The following is a 13174-nucleotide window of genomic DNA, read 5'->3' on the forward strand; positions in this document are numbered from 1 at the left end:
GACCCTATTCCCTCGGGCTCGTGTCGGAAATGCATCCGGTCGACCCCGACCATGGGCACGCCTTTGCTGAAACAATGGAGTCATGCCGCATCGCCTCCTCGTCCCAAGTCTCCTTCTCACCGCCGCTCTCAGCCTGCCCGGACTGGCGGCCTGCTCCCAGGACGCAGGTGCCCCCGAACGAACGAGTCAGGCGGCCGAGACAACCGACGCGTCTCCGACTGCCGGCAACGGTGCGGACGGAGGCGACGACGCGAAGTCGGGCACCGCCTCGGCGAAGGAGGAAGAGGCGGATCTCAAAGGGAAGGTCATCGCGATCGATCCGGGACACAACGGCGGAAATGCGGACCATCCGGAGAGGATCAACCGGCAGGTTCCGGACGGACGCGGCGGAACGAAGGCCTGCAACACCACGGGCACCTCGACGAATTCCGACTATCCGGAAGCCGATTTCACCTGGGCCGTGGCGAAGAAGCTGCAGAAGTCGCTGACCGACGCCGGAGCCGAGGTCGTGCTCAGCCGGAAGGACAACGCAGGAGTCGGACCGTGCGTGGACGAGCGCGGACAGTTCGCCGACGACGCGGACGTGCTGGTGAGCATCCATGCCAACGGCAGCGAGTCGAGTTCGGTGAAGGGCTTCCACATCATCGTCGCCGATCCCGGTGAGGACGAGAAGACCGAGAAGGCCTCCGGGGACCTGGCGAAGTCCGTGGGGAGTTCGATGGGTGAGGAGTTCACCCCGAACAGGGCCTATGGAAAGGATGCGATCAGCCGTCGCCCGGATCTGGCCGGGTTGAACAACGCATCTGTTCCCGCCGTCATCGTCGAATGCGGAGAGATGCGCAACCCGTCGGAGGCAGAGCTCATGGAGTCGAAATCCGGGCAGAGGAAATATGCCGATGCCCTGTTCGACGGCATCGTCGACTGGTTCTGACCCGGAAACGCCGAACGCCCCTGGGACGATCCCAGGGGCGTTCGCAGCTGACTGATCCGGCTCGTGGACCGGCCGAGGTGAGAATCAGTCGAGGTAGTCGCGCAGCACCTGCGAGCGGGACGGGTGACGCAGCTTAGCCATCGTCTTCGACTCGATCTGGCGGATGCGCTCACGGGTGACGCCGTAGACCTTGCCGATCTCGTCGAGGGTCTTCGGCTGACCGTCGTTGAGTCCGAAGCGCATGGACACCACTCCCGCTTCACGTTCCGAGAGCGTGTCGAGCACGGAGTGCAGCTGCTCCTGGAGGAGGGTGAAGCTCACCGAGTCCGAGGGCACAACTGCCTCGGAGTCCTCGATGAGGTCGCCGAACTCCGAGTCGCCGTCTTCACCGAGCGGGGTGTGCAGCGAGATGGGCTCGCGACCGTACTTCTGGACCTCGACGACACGCTCGGGTGTCATGTCGAGTTCCTTCGCGAGCTCTTCCGGGGTCGGTTCGCGACCGAGGTCCTGCAGCATCTGGCGCTGCACGCGGGCGAGCTTGTTGATGACCTCGACCATGTGCACCGGAATGCGGATCGTCCGAGCCTGGTCGGCCATCGCGCGGGTGATGGCCTGGCGGATCCACCACGTGGCGTAGGTCGAGAACTTGAAGCCCTTCGTGTAGTCGAACTTCTCGACGGCGCGGATGAGGCCGAGGTTGCCTTCCTGGATGAGGTCGAGGAACAGCATTCCGCGGCCGGTGTAGCGTTTGGCCAGGGACACGACGAGTCGGAGGTTGGCTTCCAACAGATGGTTCTTCGCGATGCGACCGTCGTGGATGATCCACTTGTAGTCCATCGTTTCGCGCGGGTCGGTCACCTCTCCGCCGTCGAGCAGATGCTCGGCGTACATTCCGGCTTCGATGCGCTTGGCGAGATCGACCTCTTCGGCGGCATTGAGCAGGGCCACCTTGCCGATCTGCTTGAGGTAGTCCTTGACCGGGTCTGCGGTCGCACCGGCGGAGACGACCTGCTGAGCGGGCGCGTCCTCTTCGTCGGCATCGGAGACGATGAAGCCACCGGCCTCGGCCACGGCGGCATTCTTCTCCTTCTCTTCCGAGTTCTTCGTCTCGGTCGCCTCGGCGGGGCTCTCCTCTGTGGCCAGAGCGTCCGCGGCCGGTTCGACTTCCTCGGTGGTGTCGATATCGTCGTCGGCCTTCTTCGCCTTGGTCGCCTTCTTGGCTTCCTTGGCGGCGGTGGCCTTCGTCGTGGTCTTCGCCGGAGCAGCCGTCGACTTCGCGGCGGCTGTCTTCTTCGCAGCAGTCGTCTTCTTCGACGCAGCCGTCTCGGTCTTTGCGGCCGTCGACTTCGCGGTCGTCGGCTTCGCGGTCGCTGTCTTCTTGGCTCCGGCAGCGGTCGTCTTCTTCGCAGTGGACTTCGACGCCGCAGTGGTCTTGGATCCACCGGTCGAGGTCGTGCCGGCCGTTCCCTCCGACTTCTCCGTCACCGTTGTGGATTCCTTGTCGACTCTGGGCACGTGTTCACCTTTCGCGAGCGTTGAAACTTCCCCATGCATTCGGACAGTACTAAGACCCAAGTCAAGTGGTCCGCGTGCGGTCCGGGGCGAACGCAGAGTTCGCCCATCATGCAATGACTGGGTCAACGCTTAATTTTCTCACGTTATTCCCCGCTTTGCGAATCGGCCGTCGAAGACTCCGGGACGATCCGTCCGGCCTGTCCCCGACAACAATGTGACCTGCGAATCTGTTCCCCTCGCCTCCCCCTCACCTTCCCCTCGCAACGATCTCGCCGAGGCGGCCGACCGTCCGCATCGGGGAGACCGACCGTCCGCGCCGTACACGGCGGCCCGATCAGATGGTCGTACGCTGAGCCTCCGTCAGCCAGCGGGGCAGGCACCCCATATCGACCGCGCTGACGATGAGTTCGGCCAGCCCGTGTTCGGCTTCGAGCCCGAGGGCGGCACGGGCATAGTTCAACGCCATCGTCGATCCGCCCAGAGACCATTCGAACCAGGCGATGACGGCATAGGTGTTGGCTCTGGCCCGCGGGTGGCCGGCCTGCAGGTAGTCCTTGAGGAAGGCGATGGTGAGCATGATGTCGCGCGGCCTGGGTGCACGCGCTGAGAGCCCGACGAGCTGTTGAGCCGCCCGTGCTTGAGAGACCACACGGCGGCTCATCACGATGAGTTCGTCACCGTCGAGTCCCTTGACCAGGGAGGGTGGGAAGTCTGGGTGGTCGAAGCTGAGGATCATCTCGAGTGCGTCGCGCGACCATTTCTCGACGAGCAGGGTATCGAGTGCCATCACGGTGGGCAGGTCCATGAGGTCGTGGATGCGCGCCTCGTCGATCGCGTCCTCCTCGCACCGCATGGCGTCCAGGCGCGGGTAGAACTCGGCGAGGATCGCGAAGGCCTCGTCCGTGCCCATCCACTCCTCGGCGTGTCCGCGACGACTGTCGGCGAAGGCTTCGGCGGGCATCGGGGCGATCACGAGATCCTCCGGATCGTTGACTGGATTGGATCCGCCGGCGACAAGTTCCGTGGCACACGCCGAGGTGGTTGCCTCGATCAGCGGTGTGCAGTCATAGCCGTCCTCGTCGATGCGTCCGAAGTGCTCTTGGTTGACCCACCATGCGCTGAGGGCGTCGACGCTTCTGGCGGCGAAGGTGATGGCCAGTTCGTCGATCGCCGCCCGGATGAGACCACGGTGGACCTCTGCGTATTCGGCGTCTGCACCGGCGCCGAAGGCGCTGACCGGCTGATAGTCATCATCGTAGAGAACGAGGAAGACCCCGGTGACCGTACCGGCGCGCATGACGAGGTCGGCGTACCAGCCGCCGCCTTCGGACAGCGTCTGCGCCGCGCTCTCCCGGTCGAAGTCGATGCGCATCGTGGTCGAGCTGGTCTGGGACCCGTTGAGCTCGGTGCCGACGATGACAGCGACGAGGCTGCGACGCGGGGTGTACCCGAGAGTATGGGGGATGATCCCGATGATGTCCTCGGGTGTGCGGGCCGGTGTCTTCACTGCGTCCTCCTTGATCAGTGTGGAACCGGCTGATGCGGAGCGGTTCCTGTGACTGAGGCGAGGCCCATGCCTGGGATGGGCTGCCTGTCTGGGTACCCACTTCAACCGATCCCGCATCCGTTCCTCCAGATCCTGGTCTGCGCCTGTGGATGGACCACACGGGTCCACAGCGCTCTGGTGGGCGAGTCGCATCCGTCATCCCCACGAGAATCCGGGCCGAATTGCCTCACACGCCTTACTGGCATACAAGTGAGGAGTGGCGAAGCGACGGATATACACAGCTCCTGGTTCTCAAGTGGTCGACATCTCGACGGGTGAAGCCCGGCTGGAGAAGCTCGACGGTGAGGCCGATTCCTATGTGCTCCACGTCAATGGGGTCCCTTCTTCGTCGATCACGCTCAGCGATCCGCAGCGACTGGACTTCGAGTACCTGGACTGGATGCGACGCATCATCGACGTTCAGCTCCCTGACCGGACGCTGCGGGCCGCACACATCGGTGCCGCCGGCTGTGCTCTGGCCCGGGCGCTGAACTCGGCACGACCGGGATCGAAGCAGACGGCGATCGACATCGATGCCAAGCTGCTCGACTTCGCTCGCGACTGGTTCGACCTGCCCCGCTCCCCCGCCCTGGCGCTGCGCGCCGGCGACGGAGCGGTGGAGATCGGCAAGTTCCGGCCCGAGACCCTCGACGTCCTCGTCCGCGACGCCTTCGACCACGACTCGGTTCCTGCCTCTCTGCAGACTTCGGAGTTCTTCGCCTCCTGCGCCGAGGCGGTCAAGGGCTCCGGCATCTATGTCGCCAATGTGCCTGACTCAGGTGACCACCGCGTCCTCCGGTCCGAACTCCGCAGCCTCGGCGACCACTTCGCCCATCTTGCCGCTGCCACGGAACCGGCGATCCTCAAGGGACGTCGACGCGGAAACGTCGTCGTCCTCGCCTCCAATACTCCCCTCGACACGGGCGGGCTCGACCGCAGTCTGCGCACCGCCGCCTCCTCAGCGACCTTCCTGGCGGGAGCAGAACTGCGCTCCAGGTTGGGCCTCTGATCTTCACGAGATCGGGACTCTGACCTTCACGTCGGCACCGGCCGCCTCTCGGGTCCCACGCTCCTGCACTTTCCGACCCAGCTGGCTCTTCTCCCCTCGCCCTGCTGACCCGGCTGGCTCTGCCTACCCCCGGCAGACAGGGAATGTGAGGTACGCCCCGGTCCGAAATGACGATGCGACTACAGACACCGGGGAAAGTTCGGCATAATTGAATGCCGACCCAAGAAGGTGAGATGACCGAAACTTCAGAAATTCGTGTCGAGCAGACCAAGCTCGACGAGCTCTATGCCCGCCTCGATGAGCTCCGGGAGGAGACGACGGCCCGCCTGGGCACGGTGAGGGTCTCCGAGGTCGGAGGCAACCACCAGCACCGCACCGAACGCGATGCCTTCGCGACGATGTACGAAGATCAGCTCATCCGTCTCGACGGCGCCGAGGAGGGGCTGTGCTTCGGTCGCCTCGACATCATCGACGAAGACGACCCCACCTACATCGGTCGCATCGGACTCACCGACGAACAGCGTCAGCAGATCCTCATCGACTGGAGGGCACCGGCTGCCGAGCGCTTCTACCAGTCGACGGCCGCCAACCCCGACGGGATCGCCCGCCGACGTCACCTCGTCACCGCGAACCGGAAGGTCACCGGCATCGAAGACGATGTGCTCGACATCGACGCACTCGATGACGCTCAGCGGTCGAATCTCCAGGGCGAAGGCGCACTCCTCGCCGCCCTCAGCACTCATCGCACCGGACGGATGGGCGATATCGTCGCAACCATCCAGGCCGAGCAGGATGCGATCATCCGCCGCCCGCTCTCCGGCGTGCTCGTCGTCCAGGGAGGGCCGGGAACCGGCAAGACCGCCGTCGCGCTCCACCGTGCCGCTTTCCTCCTCTACCGTCACCGGGAGCGCATCGCGAAGTCCGGTGTCCTCCTCGTCGGCCCGTCGACTGTGTTCCTCAAGTACATCGAGAAGGTTCTGCCCAGCCTCGGCGAAACCGGGGCCGTTCTGCTCACTCCCGGTCAGCTGTATCCGGGACTCGATACGGATGCCGCAGATGCACCGGCTGTCGCCGAGATCAAGGGCCGCTCCGTCATGGCTCGGGTGCTGAAGAACCATGTTGCGAACTACCAGCGCATTCCCGATCACGATGTCGAGATGCGGGTGCGTTCGCACACGATCGTGCTGCGTCGTAAGGACGTTCAGTCCGCGCGCGATCGGGCTCGTCGCAGCGGGGACCCGCACAATGCCGCCCGCACCGGTTTCGTCACCGGTCTGCTGAAGATCCTCGCCGAGGATCTCGCCCGTGAGATGGGGATGGATGCGGCCGGCGAACGGCTGCCCGAGCTGCTCGAAGACCTGCGCTCCTCCGTCGACGTCCGACGCGCCCTCAACCTCGCATGGTTCCCCATCGGCCCGGCCGCCGCGCTGCGGTCTCTGCTGGGCAGGCCGCACAAGCTGCAGGCCGCTGCCCGCAAGGTCCTCACTCCTGCCGAGCAGTCGATGCTGCTCGAGCAGCGTCGGGATGAGTTCACGGTCGACGATGTGCCGCTGCTCGACGAGTTGGCCGAGCTGCTCGGTTCCGCCCCGCAGCAGACGCAGGCGCGGGATGACTCGGCACGCGAATACGCCGAAGCCGTCGTCGACATGACCGAGACCGGAGGGATGGTCTCCGCCGAGACCCTCGCTGCCCGCTGGGAGGAACAGGGACCGACGATGACGCTGGCCGAACGCGCTCTCGAGGACCGCGAGTGGACGTACGGCCACCTCGTCGTCGATGAGGCGCAGGAGCTCTCTCCCATGCAGTGGCGGGTGCTCTTCCGTCGCGTGCCGTCGAAGTCGGCCACGGTCGTCGGTGACCTCGCCCAGTCCTCGCAGGTCGACAACGCCCGCACCTGGTCATCGATCCTGAGCGAATTCGTCGGAGATCGTTTCGCCCTCCAGGTGCTCACGGTCTCCTACCGCACCCCGCAGTCGGTGATGGATCTGGCCAATCGCTACCTGCACCGGCATTTCCCGCAGCTCGAGCTCGTCGAATCGGTGCGCCAGGGAGGATCGGATCCGCGCCTGGATACCTTCGCCGACGAATCGGAGATGCTGGGCGCCCTCCCCGAGGCGGTCGCGGCCGAGGTGTCCGCCGCCGAAGGTGGGAAGATCGCCGTCATCGCTGATGAGGAACTCATCGAGCCCATCGCCGAGGCGATCGCGGACTTCGATTTCGGGCGGTCGGTCACGGGCTTGGATCATCAGATCGCCCTCATCACCCCGCAGCAGGCCAAAGGCCTCGAGTTCGATGCGGTGATCATCGTCGAACCCGGCTGCATCGCTCCGCTCGGCGGCGAAGAGGGCGTCGGCGGCCTCTATGTGGCGCTGACCCGCACGACTGAACGTCTGCGTGTCCTGGCATCGGCATCGACGGAACTCACCGAGCTCTTCTCCGCCGAAACGATCCGCCAAGCCGGCTGACCCAAACCCCGTATTACTACCTGACGGCGGCCCAGCAACCTCGCGCGAGGTTGCTGGGCCGCCGTCAGGTAGTAATTGAGGGGTGAATGTGAAAGGCCGCTTGGGTTCGGCTTCCCCTCCGAACCGCAAGCGGCCGCGCGCCGTAGCGCGCACGTTCAATACTACACAACTATTTCTGTACCGCGGTACTCGAAACGAAGATTTCTGACAGAAATCTCAGCAGTCTCAGGATCCGGTCGGCCGGGTCCCCGAGCAGCTCAGTCGGCGAAGTCGTCGGGGGTGGGTTCCCGAGTCTGACCGGACTGCAGCAGCGCATCGGCGCGCAGCGAATCGATCGCTGCCTCGAAGTCCTCGAGCGAGTCGAATCCCTGGTAGACGCTGGCGAATCGCAGGTAGGCGACCTGGTCGAGTTCGCGCAGCGGTTCGAGGATCGACAGTCCCACCTCGTCGGCGTCGATCTCGGCGATTCCGCGCGACCGGATATTCTCCTCCACCCGTTGAGCGAGCTTCGCGAGATCATCGTCGCTGACCGGACGTCCCTGGCAGGCCTTGCGCACACCCGACATGATCTTCTGACGGGAGAATTCCTCGGTGACTCCGGAGCGTTTGATCACCGACAGGCTCGTGGCCTCCATCGTGGTGAAGCGGCGACCGCAATGACGGCACTGCCGGCGCCGGCGGATTGCAGCGCCGTCTTCGCTGGTCCTCGAATCGACGACCCGAGAATCGGACTCACGGCAGAACGGACAGCGCATCTCTACTCCTCGAACCTGATGTCGACAGCCCGGCCGTGGGCCGGCAGCTGTTCGCCGTCGGCGAGAACACCGATGTGCTCTGCCACCGCGGACAGTGCCTGTCGGTCATAGTCGATGACCTGGCTGACCTTGATGAATGAGTGCACGCCCAGCCCGGAGCCGTGCGCGGCGGTGCCCATCGTGGGCAGCACGTGGTTCGACCCGGCACAGTAGTCACCGAGTGACACCGGGGCCCAATCGCCGAGGAAGACCGCGCCTCCGTTCGTGATTCGTGCCCCGACCGCTTCCGCATCGACCGTGTGGACCTCGACGTGCTCACCGGCATAGCCGTTGACGACGGTGATCCCGGCGTCGAGGTCGTCGACGAGCACGATCGCCGACTGCCGTCCGGCCAGAGCCGTCCCGATCCGCTCGGTGTGCATCGCCTCCGGCACCTGCACGTCCAGCTCCTTCTGCACCGCGTCGGCGAGATCGACGGAGTCGGTGACCAGCACCGAGGCGGCCAGTTCGTCGTGTTCGGCCTGACTGATGAGGTCGGCGGCGACGAAGCGCGGATCCGCCTGTTCGTCGGCGAGGATGATGATCTCTGTAGGGCCGGCGACCGCGTCGATGCCGACCCGGGAGCGGACGAGCGACTTCGCCGCAGCCACATAGGCGTTTCCAGGACCGGTGATGAGGTCGACCGGCTCGAGGTCCTCACCGTCGTCGAAGCCATATGCCAGAGCACCGATCGCCTGTGCCCCACCCATCGCCCAGACCTCGTCCACGCCGAGGATGTGTGCGGTGGCGAGCACGATCGGGTGCGGCAGACCATTGCTCTGCGGTGGGCTGGCGATCGCCAACGAGCGTGCACCGGCCGTCTGTGCTGGCACGACGTTCATGATCACCGTCGACGGGTAGACGGCCAGTCCGCCGGGCACATAGAGTCCGACCCGTTCGACCGGCAGGTGACGGGTGGTGACGAAGGCACCGGAGGCCAGTTCGGTGCGGACATCGACGGGGCGCTGATCGGCGGCGACCTTCCGGGCGCGGGCGATCGATTCGTCGAGCGCGGCCCTGACTGCGGGATCGAGTTCTGCCGCTGCTTCGGCCAGCGCGGATTCCGGTACCCGCAGCGTTTCGGGGCGCACTCCGTCGAAGCGTTCGGTGAAGTCCTTCACCGCGGCCGCTCCCCCACCGGCGACGGTGTCGAGGAGTTCAGCCACCCGTCGTTCGATATCGGCATGGGTCTCGGCGGCCCGAGGCAGTTTCTGCGCCAGGAATCGCTTGTTGAGGGTCTCACCACGGAAGTCCAGAATGTTCACCCGCACCATTCTAGTCTCCACAGCAGCACCGCTCTCCTCCCGCCCGAAGTGCGGACGAGGGCGGGCTCGGCGCTCGCGCCTCAGACGCTCAGGCAGCGGGATCCCAGCAGCGCCTTGAGGTCTCCGTAGAGGCTCGGGTTCGGGTCGACTCGGATCGACCTGTCGAGGCGCATCACCGTCTGCCGTCCCGGCTGGGACAGAGTGATGTGGACATCGGTCTGGCCCTTGTTTGATTCGAGGATCTGCTTGAGTTTCGTCGCCATCTCCTCTGTCGCCTTCTCCATCGGCATGATGAGGTTGAGCGGCCGATCGTTGGGGTCGGTGACATCGGGAATCGTCATCGACATCGCCATCAGCGAGGTCGGACGGTCATCGGAGGTGCGGATGCGTCCGGTCAGGGAGATCACGAGGTCGGTCGCGAGAAGGCTCGCCACGGGCTCGTAGGTGTCGCCGAAGAACATCACTTCGATCTCGGCTTCGAGGTCCTCCAAGGTCACGATCGCATAGGGACGCCCGGAGTTCTTCGACACCTTGCGGGTGACCTGCGTGATCATTCCGCAGACCTTGATCTGGGATCCGTCATGACGGTGTGATTCAGGGTCGACCACCTCGGCGATGGAGGCATCGGATTCAGCGGCCAGCACGCCTTCGAGCCCGTTGAGCGGGTGGTCGGAGACGTAGAGGCCGATCATATCGCGCTCGAAGGACAGTTTCTCCTTCTTCTCCCACTCCGGACGGTCGGGAATTGTCACGGAGAATCCGGGTGAGTCGTCTCCCCCGCCGAGACCGGCGAAGAGATCGAACTGACCGTTGGCTTCCTGCCTCTTGACGCCGATGACCGAGTCGACGGCCTCCTCGTGGACTTCGACGAGTGAGCGGCGGCTGTGGCCGAGCGAGTCGAAGCCGCCGGCCTTGATGAGCGATTCGATCGTGCGCTTGTTGCACACGTGACTGGGCACCTTGTCGAGGAAGTCCGTGAACGAGGAGTAGGAGCCCTTCTCTCCGCGGGCCTCGACGATGCCCTCGACGACGTGGGCGCCGACGTTGCGCACCGCTCCCATGCCGAAGCGGATGTCCGTACCGACAGGGGTGAAGTGGAGGGCGGATTCGTTGACGTCCGGAGGCAGCACGGTGATGCCGAGGCGACGACACTCGTTGAGGTAGATCGCGAGTTTGTCCTTGTTGTCACCGACCGAGGTCAGTAGGGCCGCCATGTATTCGGCCGTGTAATGCGCCTTGAGGTAGGCGGTCCAGTAGGACACGACGCCGTAGGCGGCCGAGTGCGCCTTGTTGAACGCGTAGTCCGAGAACGGCAGCAGGATGTCCCACAGGGCTTGAGCGGCGGCTTCGGAGAAGCCGCGTTCCTTCATTCCGCCGAAGAATCCGACCTGCTGCTTGTCGAGCTCGGACTTCTTCTTCTTGCCCATCGCGCGGCGGAGGATATCGGCCTGGCCCAGCGAATAGCCGGCGACCTTCTGCGCGATCGCCATCACCTGCTCCTGGTAGATGATGAGACCGTAGGTGGTGTCGAGGATCTCCTTGAGCGGCTCCTCGAGCTCCGGGTGGATCGGGGTGACCTCCTGCAGACCGTTCTTGCGCAGGGCATAGTTCGTATGCGAATCCGCGCCCATCGGACCGGGGCGGTAGAGCGCCAGGGTCGCGGAGATATCCTCGAAGTTATCCGGCTTCATCATCCGCAGCAGGGCACGCAGACCGCCACCGTCGAGCTGGAACACGCCGAGGGTGTCGCCGCGGGTCAGCAGCTCGTACGCCGCCGGGTCGTCGAGGGCGAGGTGCTCGAGGTCGAGATCGAAATCCCGGTTGGCTTTGATGTTCTCCACCGCATCGGAGATGATCGTGAGGTTCCGCAGCCCCAGGAAGTCCATCTTGATGAGCCCGAGGCCCTCAGATGTCGGGTAGTCGAACTGGGTGATGACCTGACCGTCCTGGAACCGACGCATGATCGGGATGACGTCGATGATCGGATCCGAGGACATGATGACACCGGCGGCGTGGACGCCCCACTGACGCTTCAGCCCTTCCAGGCCCTTCGCGGTCTCGAAGGTCTCCCTCGCCTCCGGATCGGTGTCGACGAGTTCGCGGAACTCCCCGGCTTCCTTGTACCGCTTGGACTCCGGGTCCTCGATGTCCTTGAGCGGGATGTCCTTGGCCATCTCCGCCGGCGGCAGCGCCTTCGTCAGCCGCTCACCCATCGAGAAGGGTTTGCCGAGCACCCGCGCGGAGTCCTTCAGCGCCATCTTCGTCTTGATCGTGCCGTAGGTGACGATCATCGCCACACGCTCATCGCCGTACTTCTCGGTCACATAGTCGATGACCTCGCTGCGGCGACGATCATCGAAGTCGACGTCGAAGTCGGGCATGGACACACGGTCCGGGTTGAGGAAGCGCTCGAAGAACAGTCCGTGCTGCAGCGGATCGAGGTCGGTGATGCGCATGGCGTAGGCGACCATGGAGCCGGCTCCCGAACCACGGCCGGGTCCGACGCGGATGCCGTTGTCCTTCGACCAGTTGATGAAGTCGGCGACGACGAGGAAGTAGCCGGGGAAGCCCATCGAGATGATGATGTCGAGTTCGTAGTCGGCCTGCCGGCGGACGTCGTCGGGTACGCCGTTCGGGTACCGGTAGTCGAGACCCTTCGCGACTTCCTTGATCAGCCACGAGGTCTCGTCCTCACCGGGAGGGCACGGGAACTTCGGCATGTAGTTCGCCGAGGTGTCGAAGGAGACTTCGCACTTCTCGGCGATCTCGAGGGTGTTGTCGCAGGCTTCGGGAAATTCCTTGAACAGGGTCCGCATCTCTGCGGGGGTCTTGAGGTAGTAGCCGGAACCGGAGAAGGCGAATCGCGAACCGCCCTGATCGTAGGTGGGTTCGATGAGCTTGGAGCCGGACTGGATGGCCAACAGCGCCTCGTGCGCCTTCGCATCCGATTCGTGCGTGTAGTGGAGGTCGTTGGTGGCGACCAGCGGAATGTCGAGTTCCTTCGACAGCCGGATGAGGTCCTTCGTCACTCGCTTCTCGATGGACAGACCGTGGTCCATGAGTTCGACGTAGTAGTTGTCCTTGCCGAAGATCTCACGGTATTTCCCGGCGGCCGCCTTGGCCTCTTCGTACTGTCCCAGGCGCAGCCGCACCTGCACCTCTCCCGACGGGCAGCCGGTGGTGGCGAGGAGTCCGTCGGAGTAGCTCTCGAGCAGATCCTGGTCCAGTCGAGGCCATTTCGCCGTCACCGAGTCCAGGGAGGCATACGACGATGCCTTGAACAGGTTGCGCATGCCTGTGTTGTTCCGAGACAACAGGGTCATGTGGGTGTAGAGACCGCCGCCGGAGAGGTCGTCGCTCTTCTGCGATTCGTCGGTGCGCCACTTCACGCGGGTCTTGTCCCGACGGTCCGTGCCGGGGGTGACATAGGCCTCGACGCCGATGATGGGTTTGATTCCGGCGGCTGTCGCCTGCGACCAGAAGTCGAAGGCGCCGAACAGGTATCCGTGATCGGTCGTGGCGATAGCGGACATTCCCGATGCCTTCGTCGCCGCCATCAGATCGGCGAGGCGGGCCGCACCGTCCAACATGGAGTATTCGGTATGGACGTGGAGGTGGACGAAGTCCTCGTTCGGCACTGGGCGCCGCC

General features: G+C 64.7%; 8 protein-coding genes. 3 read left to right on the top strand and 5 right to left on the bottom strand.

Annotated elements, in window-relative coordinates; genetic code table 11:
• Positions 1-82 precede the first annotated feature (82 nt).
• Complete coding sequence (locus tag HK108_RS12035) at positions 83-931, top strand: N-acetylmuramoyl-L-alanine amidase (protein ID WP_181271711.1); 849 nt, start codon at positions 83-85, stop codon at positions 929-931.
• An 84-nt stretch (positions 932-1015) separates the two neighbouring features.
• Here HK108_RS12035 and HK108_RS12040 read toward each other — a convergent pair whose 3' ends face one another.
• Entirely contained in the window at positions 1016-2485 is a 1470-nt protein-coding gene (locus HK108_RS12040) for an RNA polymerase sigma factor (protein WP_181271712.1), read from the bottom strand.
• A 295-nt stretch (positions 2486-2780) separates the two neighbouring features.
• Entirely contained in the window at positions 2781-3953 is a 1173-nt protein-coding gene (locus HK108_RS12045; protein ID WP_181271713.1) for a DUF4192 family protein, read from the bottom strand.
• A gap of 295 nt (positions 3954-4248) precedes the next feature.
• Between HK108_RS12045 and HK108_RS12050 the strand changes: the two genes are divergently transcribed.
• On the top strand, positions 4249-5001 hold the full coding sequence (locus HK108_RS12050) for a spermidine synthase (protein WP_229664115.1): 753 nt from the start codon (positions 4249-4251) through the stop codon (positions 4999-5001).
• Between the two features lie 233 nt (positions 5002-5234).
• On the top strand, positions 5235-7466 hold the full coding sequence (locus HK108_RS12055; protein ID WP_181271714.1) for a HelD family protein: 2232 nt from the start codon (positions 5235-5237) through the stop codon (positions 7464-7466).
• Positions 7467-7723: 257 nt separating this feature from the next.
• On the opposite strand, the gene nrdR is transcribed toward HK108_RS12055, so the two are convergent.
• The 3 genes from nrdR to dnaE all read right to left on the bottom strand — a co-directional run bounded on the left by nrdR (position 7724) and on the right by dnaE (position 13115).
• On the bottom strand, positions 7724-8221 hold the full coding sequence (gene nrdR, locus HK108_RS12060; protein WP_025777954.1) for a transcriptional regulator NrdR: 498 nt from the start codon (positions 8219-8221) through the stop codon (positions 7724-7726).
• Positions 8222-8223: 2 nt separating this feature from the next.
• Positions 8224-9534, bottom strand: a complete 1311-nt coding sequence (gene hisD / locus HK108_RS12065; RefSeq protein ID WP_181271715.1) for a histidinol dehydrogenase — start codon at positions 9532-9534, stop codon at positions 8224-8226.
• 71 nt (positions 9535-9605) lie between these two features.
• Positions 9606-13115: a DNA polymerase III subunit alpha gene (gene dnaE, locus HK108_RS12070; RefSeq protein ID WP_219922360.1), complete on the bottom strand. Its 3510-nt coding sequence runs from the start codon at positions 13113-13115 to the stop codon at positions 9606-9608.
• Positions 13116-13174 lie beyond the last annotated feature (59 nt).

This window comes from Brevibacterium sediminis (assembly GCF_013623905.1).
In the GTDB taxonomy this organism is placed as follows: Bacteria; Actinomycetota; Actinomycetes; order Actinomycetales; family Brevibacteriaceae; genus Brevibacterium; species Brevibacterium sediminis.

What these genes read in the sequence shown, in the direction of transcription:
- HK108_RS12035 (WP_181271711.1), top strand. Translation starts at nt 83, where the DNA reads ATGCCGCATCGCCTCCTCGTCCCAAGTCTCCTTCTCACCGCCGCTCTC.
- HK108_RS12040 (WP_181271712.1), bottom strand. Translation starts at nt 2,485, where the DNA reads ATGCATGGGGAAGTTTCAACGCTCGCGAAAGGTGAACACGTGCCCAGA.
- HK108_RS12055 (WP_181271714.1), top strand. Translation starts at nt 5,235, where the DNA reads ATGACCGAAACTTCAGAAATTCGTGTCGAGCAGACCAAGCTCGACGAG.
- nrdR (WP_025777954.1), bottom strand. Translation starts at nt 8,221, where the DNA reads ATGCGCTGTCCGTTCTGCCGTGAGTCCGATTCTCGGGTCGTCGATTCG.
- hisD (WP_181271715.1), bottom strand. Translation starts at nt 9,534, where the DNA reads ATGGTGCGGGTGAACATTCTGGACTTCCGTGGTGAGACCCTCAACAAG.
- dnaE (WP_219922360.1), bottom strand. Translation starts at nt 13,115, where the DNA reads ATGTTGGACGGTGCGGCCCGCCTCGCCGATCTGATGGCGGCGACGAAG.